The sequence below is a fragment of the Arthrobacter sp. RCC_34 genome (assembly GCF_041360795.1).
In the GTDB taxonomy this organism is placed as follows: Bacteria; Actinomycetota; Actinomycetes; order Actinomycetales; family Micrococcaceae; genus Arthrobacter_E.
On record NZ_JBFUPW010000004.1, the window covers coordinates 321,760 to 342,735 of the forward strand.

18 protein-coding genes are annotated in these 20,976 nt (G+C 70.4%); 4 read left to right on the top strand and 14 right to left on the bottom strand.

Annotation, left to right across the window (positions count from 1 at the left end; all coding sequences use genetic code 11):
* Positions 1-164: 164 nt before the first annotated feature.
* The 5 genes from AB6732_RS15995 to AB6732_RS16015 all read right to left on the bottom strand — a co-directional run bounded on the left by AB6732_RS15995 (position 165) and on the right by AB6732_RS16015 (position 5,313).
* Positions 165-902 (bottom strand): fumarylacetoacetate hydrolase family protein, encoded by a 738-nt coding sequence (locus AB6732_RS15995; protein WP_370960875.1) that lies wholly within the window; start codon positions 900-902, stop codon positions 165-167.
* Complete coding sequence (locus tag AB6732_RS16000; protein WP_370960876.1) at positions 902-1,684, bottom strand: SDR family oxidoreductase; 783 nt, start codon at positions 1,682-1,684, stop codon at positions 902-904. The genes AB6732_RS15995 and AB6732_RS16000 overlap by 1 nt, the downstream gene beginning before the upstream one ends.
* Positions 1,681-3,099, bottom strand: coding sequence for an MFS transporter (locus tag AB6732_RS16005; protein WP_370960877.1), 1,419 nt, complete (start codon positions 3,097-3,099; stop codon positions 1,681-1,683). Before AB6732_RS16005 ends, AB6732_RS16000 begins: the two co-directional genes overlap by 4 nt.
* Positions 3,100-3,394: 295 nt before the next feature.
* Positions 3,395-4,201 carry an IclR family transcriptional regulator gene (locus AB6732_RS16010; protein WP_370960878.1) on the bottom strand — a complete coding sequence of 269 codons (807 nt, stop codon included), beginning with the start codon at positions 4,199-4,201 and terminating at the stop codon, positions 3,395-3,397.
* A 62-nt stretch (positions 4,202-4,263) separates the two neighbouring features.
* A complete protein-coding gene (locus tag AB6732_RS16015) occupies positions 4,264-5,313 on the bottom strand; it encodes a D-2-hydroxyacid dehydrogenase (protein ID WP_370960879.1) in 1,050 nt (349 codons plus the stop codon).
* 126 nt (positions 5,314-5,439) lie between these two features.
* On the opposite strand from AB6732_RS16015, the gene AB6732_RS16020 reads away from it, so the two are divergent.
* The 4 genes from AB6732_RS16020 (at position 5,440) to hutG (ending at position 8,805) form a co-directional block, all read left to right on the top strand.
* The gene (locus AB6732_RS16020) at positions 5,440-6,315 is read left to right on the top strand and encodes an NAD(P)-dependent oxidoreductase (RefSeq protein WP_370960880.1); all 876 of its coding nucleotides are present in this window, start codon (positions 5,440-5,442) and stop codon (positions 6,313-6,315) included.
* Between the two features lie 180 nt (positions 6,316-6,495).
* Entirely contained in the window at positions 6,496-7,380 is an 885-nt protein-coding gene (locus AB6732_RS16025; RefSeq protein WP_370960881.1) for a hypothetical protein, read from the top strand.
* Positions 7,381-7,734, top strand: a complete 354-nt coding sequence (locus AB6732_RS16030) for a GntR family transcriptional regulator (protein ID WP_066217040.1) — start codon at positions 7,381-7,383, stop codon at positions 7,732-7,734.
* Between the two features lie 81 nt (positions 7,735-7,815).
* Positions 7,816-8,805, top strand: a complete 990-nt coding sequence (hutG, locus tag AB6732_RS16035; RefSeq protein WP_370960882.1) for a formimidoylglutamase — start codon at positions 7,816-7,818, stop codon at positions 8,803-8,805.
* Here the strand turns inward: hutG and AB6732_RS16040 are convergent.
* From AB6732_RS16040 to AB6732_RS16080, 9 genes are all read right to left on the bottom strand, one after another.
* Positions 8,795-10,024: a cation:proton antiporter gene (locus AB6732_RS16040; RefSeq protein ID WP_370960883.1), complete on the bottom strand. Its 1,230-nt coding sequence runs from the start codon at positions 10,022-10,024 to the stop codon at positions 8,795-8,797. The genes hutG and AB6732_RS16040 overlap by 11 nt on opposite strands.
* 256 nt (positions 10,025-10,280) lie before the next feature.
* Entirely contained in the window at positions 10,281-12,089 is a 1,809-nt protein-coding gene (locus AB6732_RS16045) for an alpha/beta fold hydrolase (protein ID WP_370960884.1), read from the bottom strand.
* Entirely contained in the window at positions 12,086-12,685 is a 600-nt protein-coding gene (locus AB6732_RS16050; RefSeq protein WP_370960885.1) for a TetR/AcrR family transcriptional regulator, read from the bottom strand. Before AB6732_RS16050 ends, AB6732_RS16045 begins: the two co-directional genes overlap by 4 nt.
* A 176-nt stretch (positions 12,686-12,861) precedes the next feature.
* Positions 12,862-14,451, bottom strand: coding sequence for a histidine ammonia-lyase (gene hutH, locus AB6732_RS16055; RefSeq protein ID WP_370960886.1), 1,590 nt, complete (start codon positions 14,449-14,451; stop codon positions 12,862-12,864).
* 101 nt (positions 14,452-14,552) lie between these two features.
* Positions 14,553-16,280 carry a urocanate hydratase gene (locus tag AB6732_RS16060; protein WP_370960887.1) on the bottom strand — a complete coding sequence of 576 codons (1,728 nt, stop codon included), beginning with the start codon at positions 16,278-16,280 and terminating at the stop codon, positions 14,553-14,555.
* A 242-nt stretch (positions 16,281-16,522) separates the two neighbouring features.
* On the bottom strand, positions 16,523-17,479 hold the full coding sequence (locus AB6732_RS16065; protein ID WP_370960888.1) for a nucleoside hydrolase: 957 nt from the start codon (positions 17,477-17,479) through the stop codon (positions 16,523-16,525).
* A 20-nt stretch (positions 17,480-17,499) separates the two neighbouring features.
* Positions 17,500-18,453: a ribokinase gene (locus AB6732_RS16070; RefSeq protein WP_370960889.1), complete on the bottom strand. Its 954-nt coding sequence runs from the start codon at positions 18,451-18,453 to the stop codon at positions 17,500-17,502.
* A complete protein-coding gene (locus AB6732_RS16075) occupies positions 18,450-19,871 on the bottom strand; it encodes an MFS transporter (protein ID WP_370960890.1) in 1,422 nt (473 codons plus the stop codon). Before AB6732_RS16075 ends, AB6732_RS16070 begins: the two co-directional genes overlap by 4 nt.
* Complete coding sequence (locus AB6732_RS16080; RefSeq protein WP_370960891.1) at positions 19,868-20,854, bottom strand: nucleoside hydrolase; 987 nt, start codon at positions 20,852-20,854, stop codon at positions 19,868-19,870. The genes AB6732_RS16075 and AB6732_RS16080 overlap by 4 nt, the downstream gene beginning before the upstream one ends.
* Positions 20,855-20,976 lie beyond the last annotated feature (122 nt).

Here is a 20,976-nt window from a genome sequence, read left to right on the forward strand (position 1 = left end):
ATCATCAGGATGGCACCCATCTGCTGAAACAGTGGTTTTCCGTCGAAACAGTGAACACAACACACTGTTTGGACGGAAAACCACTGTTTCGGCGGGGTCCCGGGGTGTTTCGACCGGACGTCCACAGAAGGGATCCAGCCGGCAGGGACTCAGCCGGCAGCGACTCAGGCGGTCTGGGTGGCCAGGACCATCCCCGCCACTTCGATCTCCACGAACGCCCCCGGTTCCACACTGAAGTTGGAACGCGGGGCGCCCGTCATGATCACGTCGCCCGGGCCGAGCCGCAGCCAGTGGGTCACGTAGACGAGGCACTCCCGGATCGAGGCGGGAAGGTCCCAGGTGCCCGTGGACACGCGCTCCACCCCGTCTATCCGGACCGTCATCGGCACCTCGTCGATACCCGCCCCGGTGTCGATCCACGGACCCAGCGGGGTGTATCCCGCGCCGCCCTTGCCCTCGAAGTTCCGCGGGTCCAGGACGGCGCGGTCCGGGCTGGACACATCGTTCACGGCCGTCACGCCGAGCACGTACTCGTGGGCGTTCTCCGCCGTGAGACCCTCGGCGTCCTTGCCGATGACGACGGCGATCTCACCTTCGATCGCGGGAACCCCGGCGTCGCGGCGCAGCGTCACGGGAGTCCCACTCGCCACGATGGTCCGGGGGCTCTTGAGCCAGGCCTGCACCGGGCTGTGGTGCTCCGGGCCGTTCTGGGCGATGCCGATCACCAGGAGCGGTTCACACGGAGGCAGGAACGCCCCGGTCACCGTCTCACCGGGAAGGTCCGCGGGAGCCTCGCCGCGCGCGAAGGCGGCGTACGGGTCCTCGACCGGCACCCAGGTGTCGCCGTCGGCACGGACCCAGCGGGCCGCGCCGTCGTCGGCGGTCAGTCGGGCGAGCCGCATCAGACGACCGCCGTCATGCCGCCGTCGACGAACAGCGTCTGGCCGTTGACGAAGTCGCTCGCGGAGCTCGCCAGGAAGACGAGCGCGCCCACGAGGTCCTTCGTGTCGCCCCAGCGGCCCGCGGGGGTGCGGCCGCGGACCCAGGAGGAGAACTTCTCGTCGTCCACGAGGGCCTGCGTGAGTTCGGTGGCGAAGTAGCCGGGGGCGATCGCGTTGGCCTGGATGCCGAGCGGCGCCAGGTCCGCGCAGAGGCCCTTGGTCAGCATCACGATGGCGCCCTTGGTGGCCGAGTACGGCGCGATGCCCGGCCGTGCCAGCTGGCTCTGCACGCTGCCGATCTGGATGAGCTTGCCGCTCCCCCGCTCCACCATGCCGCGGCTGACGCGCCGGGACAGGTAGAAGGCGCTGGAGAGGTTGGTCGCCAGCAGGGCGTCCCAGTCCTCATCGCTGAACTCGCCGATCGGGGACCGGCGCTGGATGCCCGCGTTGTTCACCAGGATGTCCGGCGTGCCGAGATCGGCCTCCAGTTGGGCGATGCCGGCGTCGACGGCGGCGGCGTCGGTCACGTCGAAGGTCACGCTGCGCGTCGTGGCGCCGGTGGCCGTGGCGATCTCCTGCGCGGCTCGGGCGGCCTTCGCCGCGTCACGTCCGTGAACGACGACGGTGGCGCCCGCCGCGGCGAGCCCCTCCGCGAGGGTTCGGCCGATGCCCTGGCTGGATCCGGTCACGAGGGCGGTCCTGCCCTCCAGGCTGAAAGCGGAGATTCCTGTGGGAGTGCTCATGCCTCAACCCTTACCAGGCGCTGGGTGGTGGCTTCCACACCGTCGCCGGCCTCGTCGCGGGAGACCTTCACGGCGTCGTCGGTGCGGAGGAGGTCACGGCGCAGCGTCTCCGGGACCAGGAACGTCGAGCAGGTGGTGATGAGGGCCAGGGTCGCCATGTACACGGCCAGCAGGAGCCAGTTGCCGTTGCTCACGGCGATGATGTAGGCGCCCAGCACACCGGCCAGGCCGCCTGCCAGCACTGCGGAGATCTCGCGGGCCATGGCCACGCCCAGGTAGCGGTGCTTGTTGCCGAAGAGCTCGGGGAGCATGGCGCACTGCGGGCCGAGCATGGTGTTGACGGCCACGCCGATGCCCACCGCGACGACGGCGATCGCCAGCGCGTGGTTGCCGAGGGACAGGAGCCACCAGGCCGGGAACGAGTACAGCAGCATGAAGACGGCGCCGAAGCGGTAGACGGTGCGGCGTCCGAAGCGGTCCGAGAGGGCGCCGGCGAAAGGCACGGAGAACACGCCGATGAGCGAGCCGAGGGTGACGCCCCAGGCCAGCAGGCCCTTGTCCGCGTTCTTGCCGACCACGGAGACGAAGAAGCTCAGGGCCAGCGTCTGGAACATGTAGGAGCCGCCGTTCTCGGCCATGCGCAGGCCGATGCCCACGATCACGCCGGGCAGGCCCTTGGTGAAGATCTCCTTGACGGGCTTGTCCTGGACCTGCTCGTGCTTCTCCAGCACGACGAAGGTGGGGGTCTCCCGGAGCTTCGTGCGGATGAGGATGGCCACGATGATCAGCAGGAACGACATCAAGAACGGCACGCGCCAGCCCCAGGTCATGAGCTGGTCCTTAGGCAGCAGCGAGATGGCGCTGAAGACCAGGCCGGCCAGCAGCGTGCCCGCCTGGATGCCGATGAACGGCAGGGCCGAGAAGAAGCCGCGGCGCTTCACCGGGGCGTACTCGGCCATGAGGACGGTGGACCCGGCCTGCTCGGCGCCGGCGCCGAAGCCCTGGAGCAGGCGGAGCGTCACCAGGAGGATCGGGGCCCAGATGCCGATGGCGTCATAGGTGGGGAGGAAGCCGATGGCCGTGGAGGCGCCGCCCATGAGCAGGATCGTCACCACCAGGACCCACTTGCGGCCGAGCCGGTCGCCAAGGCGGCCGAAGAACAGGCCGCCGAAGGGGCGGGCCAGGAAGCCGACGCCGTACGTGGCGAACGCCGCGACGGTCGCCATGGCCGGATCACCCTGCGGGAAGAACAGCAGGTTGAAGATCAGGGCCGTGGACAGACCGTAGAGGGCGAAATCGAAGTATTCGAGGGCGCTTCCGACGCTGGAGGCCAGGGTGGCGCGCTGGAGGTTCTTGGCGTAGTCCGGGTCCGAAGACCCCGGATGCTGGACCGAGTCCTGAGTGGTCACTGCCATCTCCTTTGATTGGCTGAAACGTGGTTGCCGGCGCGTCGATGCGCTGCGGCCTGTGATCGAGATTACCAACCCTTTGAACCCGGTTCAATACTTTGAACAGAAATTGTGTGGTGGATGCCACAGGGTTGCCCGTAAACACACTGAGTCCGCTATGGGGGTGGTGAGTCCGCTACGAGATGTAGCGGACTCACCACCCCCATAGCGGACTCAGCAAGAGATCAGCAAGAGAACGGGGCGGGACCATGCAGGATGGCGATGAGAGTGGCGGCGAGCGACCCGCGGGTTGCGGCGCCGCCTACTTCCGGGCGGCGGCGCCCAGGGGGTTGGTCAGCCGACGGGCCGCGTCCCGGAGGGCGTCTGCGACGCGCTCGATGTGTTCCGGGGTCGCCCGGGCCTCCTGGATCGCCACACCGAGGGCGAGGGGCGGGTCGCCCGGGGCCCAGCCCTCGAGCGGCACCGCCACGCCGTACAGGCCCTGCATGCCCTCCCCCGGATCCAGCGCATACCCGCGGGCACGCGCAGCGGCGAGCTTCTCCAGCAGGTCCGGCATCTCCCGGACGCTGTTCTCGGACGCTCGCGGGAACGGGACCTGATCGGACATGATCTCCTCCACCCGGGAGTCCTCCATGACCATCAGCAGGGCATTGCCCGTGGCACTGAACGCCGCGTGGATACGGGAACCCAGCGGCGTGCCGAAACGGACCGTCCGCGACCCCTCATGCCGGGCGAGATAGAGGGCGTCATGGTCGTCCAGCATCGCCACCTGCACCACCTCGTGGCGCAGCACCGGGGAGGCCTCACAGACCGCGTAGAACTCCCGGATCTGGTTGAACTGGGCGGCGAAAGCCCCGCCCAGCTCTGCATTGCGACGGCCCAGCTGATACCCCGCGGGAACCCGCTGGATCATACCGCCGTCCTCCAGCGCGAGGCACAGGTTCATGGTGGAGGACTTGGCCAGCCCGAGCGCCGTCGCGATCTCCGTCAGGGTCTGCGGGCCGTCGGCCTCGGCGAGCACGCCCAGGATCTTCAGGCTGCGGGTGACGGCCGGCGCGGGATCGCGCGTCACGCGGTCCGGAACGTCGACGGCGGCGGGCTCGGCCATGCAGATCTCCCTTGAAAAGTGGTCAGGACGCGGTGGTCGGGGTGCTGAAGCGGTGGGACCCCTCAGTAGAACTCCACGGTGTTGACCACATTACGCAATGGCCGCCCGTCCAGCAGCCGCGTGGCGTTCTCGGCGAAGAGGCGTGCGATCCGCTCCGCTTCCTTGGAGTTCAGCGCAGCGGTGTGCGGGCTGACGAGCACATCGTCGCGATCCCACAGCGGAGAATCGGCCGGCAGGGGCTCCACTTCGAAGACATCCAGTGCGGCGAAGGACACGCGGCCACTCTCGAGGGCGGCCAGCAGGGCCTCCTCATCGATGACCGTGCCACGGCCGACGTTGCTGACGATCGCGCCCGGCTTGATGTTTCCCAGGACCTCGTGGCCCACCAGGTGATGCGTCTGCTCGGTGCCGGGGAGGGTGACGACCAGGGCGTCCACCTCGGCCGCGGCTTGCGCCAGATCCTCGACCGGGATGAGACGGTCCACGCCTTCGACGGGCTCGCCGCTGCGGGTGGTCCCCCAGACGGTGGCGCCCAGGGCCTTGAAGCGGCGGGCGCACTCGGCGCCGATTCCGCCGAGCCCCACCACGAGCACGGTCATCTCGTCGAGCTGCTTCATCTCCCAGCGGTCGCTCCACTCGCGGTCACGCTGCTGCGCCTGGAGGCGGGGCAGCGACTTGGCGCCCGCGAGGACGCCGAACACCGCGAATTCGGCGAGCGGGCCGCCGTGGACGCCGGCCGACGTCGTGAAGGTGATCCGTTCGAGCGCCTCGGAGGGGAGGTCGGCCGCCTTGACCTGGCTGCCGCCGCCGGCCGCCGTGGTGTGCACCCAGCGGAGCGCCGGGTTGGCGGCGACGGTGCGCGTCAGAGCCGCGGCGTCGACGTCGGGGATGCCGAAGAGGAACTCGGCGGAGTCGACCAGCTGCTCGAAGGCGCGCTGTTCCTCGTCGGAGCGGACGTGGTCGGGGTCGCCGGACCAGTCGGCCGCGCCGCGCATGGGGTGGTACAGCTCGTGCTGCCGGATCACGTCGAGGCGCGGCTCCAGACGCTCGATCAGCTGGCAGTGCTCCTCGGAGAGCGGGACCGCGACGACGGCGCGGGCTTTCTCAGACATGGTGTCCCCTTCTTTGCGGCAGTCCGGACGTCGCCCCGTGACGGGGCACACAACTTCTCCAAGGGTAACGCGAATTCAACCAGTTGAACACTGTTCGAAATATTGGATTTGCCTTAAGCTGGCCTCATGACCCACACGACACTCGGCATCATCGGGCTCGGCGCCATGGGGGCGCCCATGGCCCGGCACCTGCTCGACAGCCATGGAAGCCTGACGATCACCGCCCGCCGCCCTCAGCCGGACCTCGTGGAGGCCGGCGCCAGCTGGGCGGAGACGCCGCGCGAACTCGCCGCGTCGGTCGACGCCCTCCTGGTCATGCTCCCAGATCTCCCCCAGCTGGAGGAAGTCCTGTCCGGAGAGGACGGACTCCTTGCCGGCGTCCGGGACAGCGGATTGCTGCTCCTGGTCGGATCCACGAGCTCCGCGACCGGCGTCCGCGCCCTCGCCGAGCGGCTGAGCACGGAGACCGAGGGGCGCGTCCGCGTCGTCGACTGCCCTGTTTCCGGCGGCGAGGACGGCGCGAAGGCCGCCACGCTCTCGATCATGCTCGGCGGCGCCGACAACGACGCGTCCCTGGCCACGGAGCTGCTCGCCCCCTGCGGCAACCCGGTACACCTGGGGCCGCTCGGCGCGGGACAGGTCGCCAAGGCGTGCAATCAGATGGTCGTCTCCGCAACGATCCTCGCGCTCGGCGAGGCGACCGTACTGGCGGACCGCTCGGGCATCGACCTCGACAAGATGTGGGGGCTCCTCGCCGGAGGGTACGCGGGGTCTCGGCTGCTCGACTCGCGCCGCGAGAAGCTCGTCACCGGCGACGACTCCCCCTCCGGCGTCGCCAAGTACATGGTGAAGGACCTGGCCTCCGCCGCCGAGATCGCCGACGCGACCGGGACCCGCCCGGTCCTCCTGCCGACCCTGCGGGCGGCCTTCGACGAGATCGTGGAATCCGGGCTGGGCGACCAGGACATCGCGGTGAGCCGGAGGTTCGTCGCGGAGCGCTGAGGCCCTCCGCCTGAGTTGCGTGCTCAGTTGTTGCGGGTGTTCGGGCCCGGAACCCGCAACTACTGAGCACGCAACACGTGGGCGCTCGAGGAACGGGCCCGGGGTGGCGCGGCACTTGTATCTCCCGACTGGTACAAGCAGAATGGCTTTGTACCAGTCTGCGGATACAAGGGGGATGTCATGTCAGCGATCCTGGTCATCGGAGGGATCCTCCTGATCTCCTTCAGCGGCAGCTTTCAACTGCGGTCCAGCCCTCTGAGTCCCACGTACGGCCGGCTCACGTTGATGCTCGGCGAGTTCCTTCTGATCCTGGCGCCGGGCTTCGAATTCCACCGTCAGCACCCCGAATGGCTCGGACTGCCCCTCTTCGTCGCTCCGGGCGCAGGACTCGCTCTCGCCCTGGTGGCCTTCGGCGTCGCCAGTGACGGCAGCCGTCGCACCATCCAGCCTGTCCGCTCCGCGAACCTCACCACCCGCACCGTCGGGAGCTACCTGTCCCGCTCCGCCCGGAGGAAACTCGGGCTCCTGACCGCCGGCGTCGTGGTGCTGGTGCTGATCGGAGGGCTCACGTCCAGCCCGGACGGTTCCGGTTTCCACCGCGCGTTCAGCGTGCACGGCGCAGGCCAGAGTGCCACGGCGAGCCCTTATCCCGGCTGGTTCTACGGCGTACCGCTGCTGCTGACCCTGCCCCCGCTCGCGCTCGGGACCTGGGTGGCACTGCGACGGGTCAGGCTGCTTCCGGCGATCACGACCGACCCCGCGCGGGACGCCCGCTGGCGCACCTCTCTTGCCGAGGTGCTGCTCTCCACGGTGGAGATCGCACTGCTGTGCGGGATGGCGGGCCTGGTGTTCGGGTTCGCCACGGCCTTCACCCCGCTGGCATCGCTCAGTCAGGATCCCGTCCCTCTTCTCATCGTTCAGGCCGCCTTCCGCGGGGCGGGCCTGGCCCTCGGGGTCTGGGCGGTCGCGCTGTTCATCCGCGCCGTCGTCCGCGTGTTCCGGTTCCGGGGCATGCTGGACGGCCGGGATTTCGCGGCGCCCCTCCCTGCGAGCCGGGAGCACTAGATGCTCATCACCATCGACGTCACGAGTCCCGTCCCCGTCTTCGAGCAGCTCCGGGAGCAGATCGCGGCCCAGATCATGCTCGGGGCGCTGCCGGTCGGCGAGCGCCTGCCTCCGATCCGGCAGCTCGCCTCCGATCTGGCCCTCTCCCCCGGCACGGTGGCCCGCAGTTACGCCGCCCTTGAGGCCGCGGGCATGATCGTCACGATGCGCGGCCAGGGCACCCGGGTGGCGCCGCGGGACCGCGTCGTCGATGCGGACCTCCACAGCGCCGCGGACGCGTACCTCCAGGCCGGCCGGAAGTCCGGGCTCGGCCTCAACGAGCTCATCGCCCTGTTGCGGGCGCGGCACCGCTGAGGACGCCCCCTGTCCGGGACCCCGGACACGCTCCGTCGGGACCCTCTCGGCTTCCAGGCCGGAAACAGGTGGAATGGAACCATGACCCTGCGCGCACCCTCCGTCGACGTCCCGCCTCAGCCCTGGACCGGTCGCCACGACGGCGATGGCCCCGAGCACGCCCGCCACTGGCAGCGCGTGCAGGCACTGCCCGCCACGGCTGACACGGGCGCCGGCACGGGTGAGGCCGAGGGCGCCGTGCGGCCCGCCGTCGTCGTCGGGTTCGCGAGTGACGCCGGGGTGGCCCGCAATAAGGGCCGTGTCGGAGCCGCCGCGGGACCGGCCGCGATCCGCGCCGCACTCGGTCCGCTGGCCGTGCACGACGGGCGCGTGCTCGCCGACGCCGGTGACGTGCGTGTGGAGGGCGACCGTCTGGAGGACGGCCAGGCGCGGTTCGGCGCCGCGGTCGCGCAGCTGATCGACGACGGCGCGCTGACGGTCGGTCTCGGCGGCGGGCATGAGATCGCGTACGCCAGCTACCGGGGCGTCGCCGGAAGCGCGAAGGTCACCGGGGGTGCGCGCTGGGGCGTGCTGAACCTGGACGCGCACTTCGACCTCCGGGATGAGGAGAACCCCAGCTCCGGCACCCCGTTCCTGCAGATGGCCCACGAGGAGAAGGCCCTGGGCCGGGAGCTGCGCTACGCCGTGCTGGGCATCAGCCGGCCGAACAACACCCGCGTGCTCTTCGACGAAGCCGACAGCCTCGGCGTGACGTACCTCCTCGATGAGGACTGCTCGCGGGAGACGGCGGAGGCCTTCGTGCGGGACTTCGTGGACGGCCTGGATGTCGTCTATCTGACGATCGACCTGGACGTGCTGCCCGCCGCCGTCGCGCCCGGGGTCAGTGCGCCCGCCGCCTACGGGGTGCCGCTGGAGATCATCAACGCCGTCTGCCGTCAGGTCGCCGCCAGCGGGAAGCTCCTGCACGTGGACGTCGCCGAGCTGAACCCCGGTTTCGACATCGACGGCCGCACCGCGAAGGTCGCCGCGCGACTGCTTGACACCATCCTGGGCGCCGCGCTCACGAGCTGACGTCACCGGCTGCCGGGGCTTGCGGCGTCGCCCCCGGCGGCGGTGTCGACGACGGCGAGGTGGTGGCGGGGCGGTTCGCGTCGTCCTCCGCCACCGTGAACCTCCGCGCGGCGAACGCCCCGGACACCGTGGTGGCGGCGATGGTCAGGAGCGCCCCGAGGATCAGGGCGCTCGCCTCTCCGGGCGCGAGCAGATGGTTCTGCGTGCCGATGGTCGCGGCGGCCACGGGAACCCCGAGCTGCGCGCAGGCCAGGACCGCGAGCGGAAGCGGCGCGCCGAGCAGCCGGCCGACCGCGTGGCTCAGCACCGCACCCAGCCCGAGCGCGACGCCCAGCCCGATCATCGCCGGATTCACCGCCAGCTCCCGCATGTTGAGGGACGCCCCGAGCCATACGAAGAACAGCGGGCCCAGGAATCCCTCGGTGATCGCGAAGAGCTGCCGCGCCAGCCGCCGGGGCTCCCCCACCGCGGACACCACCAGGCCGAAGCTGAACCCGGCGAGCATGATCGAGACGTGCGTCAGCGTGGCCAGCGCGGCGAGGGCGAAGAGCACCGCCAGCTGCACCCTCAGCTCCACCGCGAACAGCCGGTCCTCGGACACTGTGTGGATGCGGCGCCGGATCCCGCTCCGCTCGCCCTGCCGCAGGACGAAGAACAGCACGACGGCGCACGCCCCCACCGCGAGCGCGCCCAGGGCCGCGCGGGGTGCGTGAGCCGGATCGATGGCCAGGGGCAGCGCCACGATCGCGGCCGTGTCCGCGAGGGCGACGGACGCGATGGTCTGGAGCACCTGGGGACCCCCGAGCCGCAGGCCGTCGACGATCGGCAGGACCAGCGCCGCCGAACTCGAGGCCAGCAGCACGGCGTACAGCGGGGCATGGGCGAGCCCGAAGAGCGCGGCGATGCCGAGCCCCAGGAGCACCGACACCCCCGCGGTCACGCCGAAGCGGACCGCACCCCGGCCCAGGGCGCTGCGGATCCGGGCGTCCCGCACGGGGACATGAGTGCCGGCCACGAACATGATCAGGGCGAATCCCAGATCCGCCAGGAACGTGAAGGTCTTGTCCGAGGCGTCGACCAGCCCGAACCCGGTCCGACCGATCACCAGGCCGGCCACGAGTTCTCCGAGCACCAGCGGCAGATGCCATTTCCGGGGCAGCGCGAGGAGCGGGCCGAGCAGGGCCACGAGCACCACCAGCGACAACGCAGGGAATCCCATGGGGCAACTGTAGGCCGCCTGACCCGCCCCGCGCCGAAACAGTGAGTTCCCGCTGAAACCGTGTGTTCTGATCACTGTTTCGACGGAAAACCACTGTTTCGGCGGGGCCGGGATGACGGCCGCTCGACCAGCCCTGACAACACCCCTCGCCCTCAAAACACCATCGACTGCTCCACACGATGCCGTTTCACGCCTATTCCGGGCGTTTCGGGCATCGTAGGGAGCAGTCGATGAGAGGGGGCGGCTTGCCGGGTCGTCAGACTCGAGCGCCCCGGGCCACTGCGCCCTGCAGCAGCCCGGTGAGGACGTCGGCGTGCGTCAGCTGCGGATGGTGGCCCGCACCGCGGACCGTGATCAGCTCGACGTTGCCCCGAGCCTCGAGTTCCTCCACCGCCTCGGGAGCGAGCGGATCCTCGCTGCCCGTGATGATGCGGACGGGACCCGTGAAGCGTCCCAGCGCGGCGCGAAGCTCGGCCCGCCAGCGCTTCGACCCCGCGAGGATGAGCTGCGAGGCCACCCTAGGAGCCGCGCCCCTCTTGAGATCGCCGACACTGGATTCCAGAGCTGCGGCACTCGCATCCGACCCGGTCAGACGGCGCGACAGCTTCACCGCGTCGGTCCGCCGCAGGTACGCGCTGACGAACGGTTTCAGGACGGCCGGGAAGCCACCCGGGGCCTGGAGGAAGAACGGCGCGACCAGCGTGAGGGACCGGACCCGCTCGGGGAATCGCGCTGCGGCGAGCACGGCGGCGCCCGCGCCGATCGAGTGGCCGAGGAGGTCGACGTCGTCGCCGCGGAGCAGCGCCGGCAGCCATTCCTCCCAGTCCTGGACGCCGGTCCCGCCGCTGAGGCCCAGCCCGGGCAGGTCGACGGCCCGCGCGCCGATGCCCTCGGCGACGCCGGCCCACGTGTCGGCGTTGACCGGCAGGCCGGGCAGGATCACACGGGAGGCCTCGCGGTCACCGAGCTCGAAGGTGCGCACACCGGCGACGTCCACGAAGCGCCGGTCGGGCGCCATGGCGGCTCCGAAACGGTGTGCCGCCAGGTGGTCGGCCCAGAGGTCGAGCGACTGGAAGACGTCGGGGGTGCGGAGTCCGTTCCGAGCAGCCAGCTCGACAGCGGACTCCGTCGGATAGCGGTCGTCCGAGAGGAAGCCGCGGGTTTCCGGGTCCACTTTGCTGAGGCTCTGCGGGAGCTTCTTGATGACGCTGACCGGGATCCTCAGCCGCGGGACCTTTCCGCCGAGGTGCCGGCCCACGTGGGTGAGCATTTCCGCGAGAGGCGGAGTCGCGTCGTCGAGCACCCAGAAGGACTGGTTCACCGCGGCGGGATCGGCGGCGGCCGCGGCCATGAACGACGCCATGTAGTCGACCGTCAACACGGGCAGGAAGGTGGAATTGCCTGCGGGGAGCGCGGCGGCGGTGCCGTCCCAGAGCTGTTCGATGTTCCGCGCCAGGCCGATGACCTGGTCCGATTCACCGGTGACGCTGTCGCCGATGACGGCGGCCGGGTTCATGATCGTCCACGGGACGCCCCGCTCCGTGGCCAGGGCCTGGAAGATGGCGTCGGATTCCACCTTGGAGGCCTCGTAGCCGCCGAGTTCCCGGTACACCTCCGTGCGTCGCTGGTCGGACCACGGGACTTCTGCCGGGTCCTGCCCGCCGACGCGGTATCCGGAGATATGCAGCAGTCGCTGCAGCTTGGGGAAACCGGCGGCGAAATCGATCAGCTTCTCGACGATGCCGACGTTCGCGCTGCGCGCCTCCTCGGCGGACATGCCGAAGCGGAAGGTCCCGGCACAGTTGTGGATCTCGGTGATGTGAGGCAAGGCCGCGGGGCCGCCCGCGATGATCTCGGGGGCGCCGAAGTCGGCGATCACGGTGCTGACATGCTGCGTCAGACCGTGGTCCGCGAGCCACTGCCGGACCCGTTCCGCCGAGGCTTCACTCCGGACGGCCGCTGTGACATTGGCGCCGGCCTGCGCGAGGGTCAGCACCAGGTGGCGGCCGATCAGACCCGAGGCGCCGAAGACGAGGGCCTGGCGGGATGCTCCATGAGAGCTCATCGCGCACTCCCGGCGGTCTGGAGGCGCTGGTTGATGAGCTCGGCCACGACGTCGGCGGCCGACAGGAGGGGCTGGACGCTCCGCGTGGCGCGGGAGACGATGACGGCGCCCTCGGTGGTCGAGACGACGACGGTCGCGAGCGCGCGGGCCGCCTCGGCGTCGAGGCCGCCGGATTCGAGCAGGGCGGCGGTCGGGGCGATCCACGACTCGAACGCGGTGGCGCAGGCTTCGCGGAGGCGTTCGCTGTCCGCGCCCATTTCGAGGGTCACCACGGAGACGGGGCACCCCAGCCGGAAGTCGCTCTCGCCGACGATCGCGGCCAGCGCCTCGATCGCGGTGCGGGCGGCGTCGGCGGGGGCTCCCGCAGTCGCGGCGGCTTCGGCGATGAGTGTTCCGAACTGCGCCGTGGCGAGCTCGATCGCGGCGACGCCGAGGCCCTCCTTGCCGTCGGGGAAGTGGAAGTAGACCGAGCCCTTGGGCGCCGCGGCGTGTTCGGCGACGGCGTTCAGACCCGTGCCGCTGTAGCCGCTGGTCTGGATGAGTTCGAGCATCGACTCCGCGAGCCGGGTCTTGGTGAGGGTTCCTTTGGATGGCATACGAAAATAATAGACCAGTCTATATATTTTTCACAACCAGGAGTTCCGAGGGTCCGCGCGATCCACCCGAAGGCTCGTTAAACGACGAAACAGCGGGTTTCCGTCGAAACAGTGCGCACAACACACTGTTTCGACGGAAACCCACTGTCTCAGCAGGCGGAGCGGGTGACCCGGGATCAGGCGAGCGGGCCTACGGCCTTCTCGGCGGCGTCGCGCACGGCGCCGGCGCCCACGAGCTTGTCGGCGGCCTCCAGCTCCGGCGAGAGGAAGCGGTCGGTGCCCGGGCCCTCGACGACGGCGCGCAGCACCTCGAGCACGGCGGTGCCGGCCGGGCCGGGGGTCAGTTCGCCATCGGAGAGCTGGGTGCGGATGTCGAGGGCACGGCAGCTGGTCACCAGCTCGATCGCCAGGACGCGGCGGAGGTTCTCGATGGCCTTGCGCAGCTTGCGGGCGGCGTGCCAGCCCATGGACACGTGGTCCTCCTGCATGGCGGAGCTCGGGATGGAGTCCACCGAGGCGGGGACGGCCAGGCGCTTGTTGTCCGACACCAGACCGGCCTGGGTGTACTGCGCGATCATGAGGCCGGAGTCCACCCCGGGGTCACCGGCCAGGAAGGCGGGCAGGCCGTGGGAGCGGGCCGGGTCCAGCATGCGGTCGGTGCGGCGCTCGGCGATGGAGGACAGGTCCGCCACGGCGATGGACAGGAAGTCCAGCACGTACGCCACCGGGGCGCCGTGGAAGTTGCCGTTGGAGGAGACGCGGCCGTCGGGCAGGACCACCGGGTTGTCGATGGCGGCGGCCAGCTCACGGGTGGCGACCAGCTCGGCGTGGGTCACGGTGTCGCGGACGGCGCCGGCCACCTGCGGGGCGCAGCGCAGCGAGTAGGCGTCCTGCACGCGGGAATCGCCCACCTTGTGGGAGGCGACGATCGGCGAATCGGAGAGGACCCGCAGCATGTTGTCGGCGCTGGCGGCCTGGCCCGGGTGCGGACGCAGGGCGGCGTGCAGTTCCGGCAGGAACACCTGGTCCGTGCCGAGCAGGGCTTCGACGCTGAGCGCAGCGGTGATGTCCGCCGTCGTCATCAGCGTGCGCAGATCGGCGATGGCCATGAGCAGCATGCCGAGCATGCCCTCGGTGCCGTTGACCAGGGCCAGGCCCTCCTTCTCGGCGAGCGTGACCGGCTCGATGCCGTGCTCCGCGAGCAGTTCCGCGACGGTCGGGCGGCCGGCGACGCCGTAGAGCTCGCCGTCGGGACCGAAGGCCTCGCCTTCACCCATGACCACGAGGGCGCAGTGCGAGAGCGGGGCGAGGTCGCCGGAGCAGCCGAGCGAGCCGAACTCACGCACGAGCGGGGTGATGCCGGCGTTGAGGACCTTCACGAAGGTCTCGAGGACCTCGGCGCGGACGCCGGTGCGGCCGGACGCCATGGTCTTGGCGCGCAGGAACATGATGGCGCGGACGACTTCGCGCTCGACGGCCGGGCCCATGCCTGCGGCGTGGCTGCGGATCAGCGACTTCTGCAGCTGGGTGCGCAGCTCGTTCGGGATGTGGCGGTTGGCCAGGGCGCCGAAGCCGGTGGAGATGCCGTACGCGGGGGTCTCGCTGACGGCGAGCTCGTCGATGTGGGCGCGGACCTTGGCGACGTTGTCCAGGGCCTCCTGCGAAATGGTGATCTGGGCGCCGTGACGCGCGACGGCGAGCACGTCCTCGGCGGTCACGCCGCTGGAGTTGAGGACGACGGTGGTCTCGGAAGTGGTGAGGGTCATGGGAGGTCTCTCTTCAAAAGTCTGGATCGACTGCTCCATAGGATGCCGGAATCCGGGATTCCGGCCCGGAAACGGCATCCTACGGAGCAATGGATGAATAGTTAGCCCTGCATCGGGATCCGGACGCCGCGCTCGGCGGCGACCTCGATGGCGCGCTCGTAGCCGGCGTCGACGTGGCGGATGACGCCCATGCCCGGGTCGTTGGTGAGGAGGGCGGTCAGCTTGGCGGCGGCCAGTTCGGTGCCGTCGGCCACGGAGACCTGGCCCGTGTGGATGGAGCGGCCGATGCCCACGCCACCACCGTGGTGGATGGAGACCCAGGTCGCGCCCGAGGAAGCGGCGGTCAGGGCGTTCAGGAGGGGCCAGTCGGCGATGGCGTCCGAGCCGTCCTTCATGGCTTCGGTCTCGCGGTACGGGGAGGCCACGGAACCGGAGTCGAGGTGGTCACGGCCGATGACGATCGGCGCCTTGACCTTGCCCTCGGCGACCAGCTTGTTGAAGAGCAGGCCGGCCTGGTGGCGCTCGCCGTACCCGAGCCAGCAGATGCGGGCCGGGAGGCCTTCGAACTCCACACGCTCCTGCGCGGCGTCGATCCACTTGTGGAGGTGCTTGTTGTCCGGGAAGAGTTCCTTGATGGCCTCATCGGTGACGCGGATGTCCTCGGGGTCACCGGAGAGGGCCACCCAGCGGAACGGGCCGAGGCCCTCGCAGAAGAGCGGGCGGATGTATGCCGGGACGAAGCCGGGGAACTCGAAGGCGCGCTCGTAGCCGCCCTTGCGGGCCTCGTCGCGGATGGAGTTGCCGTAGTCGAAGACCTCTGCGCCGGCGTCCTGGAACTCGACCATCGCCTGGACGTGGCGGGCCATCGAGACCTGGGCCTTCTTGGTGAAGCCCTCGGGGTCGCCCTCGGCCTCGCGCTTCCACTCGTCCACGGTGATGCCCTCGGGCAGGTAGGACAGCGGGTCGTGCGCGGAGGTCTGGTCGGTCACGACGTCGACGACGAACTCGCCGGCCTGGTGACGGCGCAGGATCTCCGGGAACACCTCGGCGGCGTTGCCCACGTAACCCACGGACCAGCCGCGGCGCTCCTCCTTGGCCTTGAGGACCTTGGCGATGGCGGTGTCCAGATCGGTCTCCACCTCGTCGAGGTAGCGCTTGCCGACGCGGCGGCGCAGGCGGGACTCGTCGACGTCGACGATCAGGCACGCGCCGTCGTTCAGCGTGACGGCGAGCGGCTGAGCCCCGCCCATGCCGCCGCAGCCGCCGGTCAGGGTGAAGGTGCCGGCCAGCGGACCCTCGTGCTCGCGGCCCTCGCCCTGGCCGCCGTCGGCGCGGCCTGCGGCGATGAGCTTGTTGCCGAGGGCGGCGAAGGTCTCGTAGGTGCCCTGGAGGATGCCCTGGGTGCCGATGTAGATCCAGGAGCCGGCGGTCATCTGGCCGTACATCATGAGGCCCTCGGCCTCGAGGCGGCGGAATTCGGGCCAGGTGGCCCAGTCGCCCACCAGGTTGGAGTTGGCGATGAGCACGCGCGGCGCCCACTTGTTGGTGCGGAAGACGCCCACCGGCTTGCCGGACTGGACCAGGAGGGTCTCGTCCTCCTCCATGTCCTTGAGGGTCTCCGTGATGGCGTCGAACGCCTTCCAGGAACGGGCGGCGCGGCCGGTGCCGCCGTAGACCACGAGGTCCTCGGGGTGCTCGGCGACCTCCGGGTCCAGGTTGTTCATGAGCATGCGCAGGGGCGCTTCGGTCTGCCAGCTCTTGGCGGAGATCTCGGTGCCGCGAGGCGCCTTGACCGGGCGGGTTCCGGTGGTGAAATCGGCGGGTGCCATGGTGACTCCTTGTGTGGCCAGTGGTTCGGGGCACCTCGCCGGGGGCTTCGTTGCCGTTCCGGATGCGGTGCTGTGCTTCCCTTCAATGACACCGCACTCCGCGCCTTGCCACGAGAGGCTTTCCGGGGGTCTTGTCCGGGATTCCGGACATGGTGCCTCCTGGCGGGGTTCCCCCGTTAAACGGTCATTCCCCGGCGCCGCAGCGCCGGGGAATGACCGTTCAACCGGGGAAAAGCGGGACGTCAGAACGCCCGGAGGATCCCGTCGACCAGCGCGTCCGGGAAGCCCGGCTCCGCCTCGAGCACCACGCGGCACGTCGCGCCGTCCTGGTCGCCGACGCCGCGGTAGCGTCCGCGCAGGTCACAGATGGTGGCGCCGCGGGCGGGACCCTGCCCGGTCTCGACCGCGACCCGCACCACCGGCCCGAGCGTCACCGCCACCTCACCCAGAGCGATGGCCGCGGCGAGGGGGTCGTGCATGGCCGACGACGGCCGTCCGAAGATCCCGCGGTAGAACTCGAAGTAGTGCTCGAGCATGCGGGCCAGGGTCTCAGGGACTGCTTTGCCGGAATCGAGCAGCCGCCGCCGGTGCTCCTCCTCCATGACCTCGGTCATCGTCACGTCGAGCGGCACCAGCGTCACGGGCCACGACGCCGCGAGGACTTCCGCGGCGGCCTCGGGGTCGTGGAAGATGTTCGCCTCGGCCGCCGCGGTGATGTTCCCAGGGGCCAGCGCCGCACCGCCCATGATGGTCACGTGCGCCACCAGCTCCGGCAGGCGCGGCTCCCGGCGGAGCGCCTCCGCGAGATTCGTCAGGGGCGCGACGGCGATGACGTGCAGCTTCCCCTCCTGCTCCCGCGCCAGCCGGATCAGCATCTCCGCCGCGGATTCCGCCTCCGGCTCACGGTCCGCGCGCGGCAGCTCGACCCCGCCCAGGCCGTTGTCACCGTGCACGTGCGGCGATCCCCCGCCGTAGGCGACCGTCTGGAAATCGTGGCAGCCGACAGCCACCGGGATGTCCGGACGGCCCGCCAGCGCGAGCAGATCCAGCGTGTTCCGGGCGCACTGGGCGGCGTCGCTGTTGCCGCTCACCGTCCCGACGCCCAGCAGCTCCGCCCGCGGCGAGGCGAGCAGATGCGCGATCGCCAAGGCGTCATCGATGCCGGTGTCGCAGTCGAGGTAGACGGGGATCGTGTCCATGAGGAGCCTTTCGGTGCGGTTCAGCGGTCCCGGAGCGCGACGACGTCGGCGTCCGTGCCGTAAGAGGCCTGCGCGCCGCGGCCGGTGGCGGCGTGAGCCGCGGCCACCGAAGCGTAGCGGGCCGCCTCCACGAGGGAGTCCCCTGCCGCGAGCCGCGTGGCGAGTCCCCCGGTGAACGCGTCGCCCGAACCGGTGGTGTCCACGGGCTCGATGCGCGTGGCGGCGATCCGCTCGATGGCGACTCCCTGACCTGCGACTCCATCCCCGGAACCCGCACCGTCCAGCACCACGACACCCTGCGCGCCCAGCGTCACCAGGACCCGGCGGAACCCGGCCTCGGCGAAGGCAGCGGCCACGGCGGCCCAGTCCTCCCCCTCGGCCGCGGGAGCCTCACGGCCCAGGAGCTGACCGGCCTCGTGGGCATTGACGAGCAGGATGTCCGTGGCCGCCACGAGGTCCGCGGGGATCGGGGCGAACGGTGACAGGTTCAGGATGACCGAGGCGCCGGCCGCACGGCCCGCCCGGGCCGCCGCGAGCACCGTCTCCTGCGAGACCTCGAGGCACAGGCACACGGCCGCGGCGCCGTCGAACACCGCGGAGGCCTGTTCGACGTCCTGCGGGGACAGCTCGCCGTTGGCGCCGGCCACGATCACGATGCTGTTCTCGCCCTGCGCGTCCACGGTGATCCCCGCGACGCCGGTCGGCACGCGGTCGATCCGGCGCACCGCCGCGACGTCCACGCCGGAGTTCCGGGCGGAGTCGAGGAGCATGGCGCCGTTGGCGTCGTCGCCCACGGCCCCGATGAGCCGGACGTCGGCCCCGAGGCGTGCCGCGGCGACGGCCTGGTTGGCGCTCTTGCCGCCCGGCTGGATGACGAAGTCCGTGCCGAGCACGGTCTCCCCCGGCAACGGCATCCGCTCGGCGTACAGAGTCAGGTCCGCGTTCAGGGACCCGACCACGACCACATGACTCACTGCTGCACCTCTGCTTCTGCGGGACGGGGGATGAGGAAGGAGACGGCGAACGCGGCCACCGTGATGACCAGGCCCGTGAGCACCACCGTGAGGTAGGACAGCTTCGGGTCGGCCAGGGACTGCGTCGCCTGAAGCACGGCGGGCAGGACCAGGAAGCTCAGACCGGCGCCGAGGTTGAAGGCGCCGGCGTTCATGCCGGGCAGGAAGCCGGGGTTGCTCTGCGGGGAGAGCACGACTCCGAGGCCGTTGAGCATGATGTTCACGGTGCCAGCGTAGGCGATGCCGAGCAGCGCGGTCGCGATGATCATGACCGGCAGGCTGCCGAGTCCGAAGAACGCGATGACGGCCAGAGCCACGAGGCTGCCGCCCATGCCCAGGTGCAGTGTGCGGCGGTAGCCGATCACCGGGGCGAGACGGCCGCTGAAGGGTCCGACGAGCCAGCCGAGCAGGGCGTACGGGGTGAGGATCATGAGGGACATCTCGGTCGGGCCGACGGAGAAGCCCGGGGACGCGGCCTGGACGAACGCCGGGACGATGCCGTTGATGACGGCGAAGATACCGGTCATGGTCAGGGTGGTGGTGAGCAGCAGGGCCCACATGGAGCGCTGGCGCAGGTGGGCGATCTCCACCATCGGCTGGGCGCTGCGCTTCTCCACCGTCCAGAAGCCGATGAACGCGGCCACGCCCACCAGGGCGAGGACGATCGAGAAGGTGAGGGTGCCGGCGTCGAACGCGGAGACCAGTCCCGCGGCGCTGTTGAGCGCCGTCAGCACGGCGCCGACCGCCACGACGATGAAGAACACGCCGGCCCAGTCCATCCGGGTGCCCTCCTGGGGCTTCGACTCGGGGGCCAGGACGAGGACGAGCACGGCGGCCACGACGGCCAGCGCGGTCATGATCCAGAAGAGGCTGCGGAAGCCGTAGTGCTCGGTGAAGAAGCCTCCCACGAAGGAGTCGACGCCGGCCACGCCGCCGTTGACCGCCGTGATGAGACCCATGAGGGAGCCGTAGCGGCGCGGGTCGTCGACGGCGGAGCGCAGCATGAGCAGACAGAGCGGCACCGTGGGGCCGGAGACGCCCTGGATGATGCGGCCCACGAAGACCCAGCTGACGTCCGGGGCGACGGCGGCGATGACCGATCCGATCGCCATGAGCGCCATCATGCCCACGAGGACGCGCTTGCGGCCCACGATGTCGCTGAGGCGCGGCAGGAACAGGGAGAACAGCGCCGCGGCGGTGAAGAACCAGGTCTGGCTGAGGCCGATGGTGGCCTGGTCGGTGTGCAGCTCGTGCTCCATGGACACCAGCGCGGGGCTGAGCATGGAGGCGTTGAGCTGGAAGGCGATGCAGGCGGTCAGCAGCGCGGCGGTCAGGACGCCGACGCCGGGCCCGGACTTGGTGGCGGTGGTGGTGCTCATGCCGCGGCTCCTGCCTGCTCGGGCTCGCCGATCGCCTGGATGGCGTCGATGACGAGGTTCCAGAACTTCTCGCGGTCCAGGTCCACGGCCACGGAGGTGGTGCAGTCCTCGGGTGCGGGGGCGCGGAAGTCGGCGACGGTCATGCCGAGGGTCAGCGTGCCGTTGAGCTCGATGTCCACGGGGACGCGCTGCGTCGTCATGACGGTCGGGTCGATGACGTAGGCGACGGCGCACGGGTCGTGGACGGGCGGGAAGTCGAAACCCTGCGCGTCCTTGTAGGTGGCGGCGAAGAAGTCCATGAGCTCGACGACGAACTGCGCGGGCTTGGTGCCGATCGCGGCGATGCGCTCGACGACGTCCGGGGTGGCCAGGGCCTGGTGGGTCAGGTCGAGGCCGACCATGACGACGGGCCAGGACTCGTTGAAGACGATGTGGGCGGCTTCCGGGTCGATCTTGATGTTGAACTCGGCCACGGCGCTCCAGTTGCCGACGTGATAGCCGCCGCCCATGAGGACGACCTCGCGGACGCGCTCCACGATGCGGGGCTCCTTACGGGCCGCCAGCGCGATGTTGGTCAGACCGGCCGTCGGCACCAGGGTCACGGTGCCGGGTTCGTGGGCCATGACCGTGTCGATGATGAGGTCCACCGCGTGCCGCTCATCCAGGCCGAACGCGGGTTCCGGCAGGGCGGGACCGTCGAGGCCGCTCTCCCCGTGGATGTCCGGCGCGGTCTCGATGGTGCGGACCAGCGGGCGGGCACAGCCGGCGGCGAACGGGACGCCCGTGATGCCCGCGATTGTCGCGACGGACAGGGCGTTGCGGGTGACCTTCTCCAAGGTCTGGTTGCCCACCACGGTGGTCACCGCCAGGAGTTCGATGTCCGGATTGCCGTGCGCCAGGAGCATGGCGACGGCGTCGTCATGGCCCGGGTCGCAGTCCAGGATGATCTTGAGGGGGCTGTTGTCTGCGGTGACAAGAGGCATGGTTGCTCCACGTCGTCGGGGGCGGGCCGCCAGGGGTGGCGGCAAGGGTACACCAAGGAGTGTGACACCGTTCACGGAGTGGCGTCAAACGCTTGACGTCAAGCGCTTGATCCCGCGCGGAC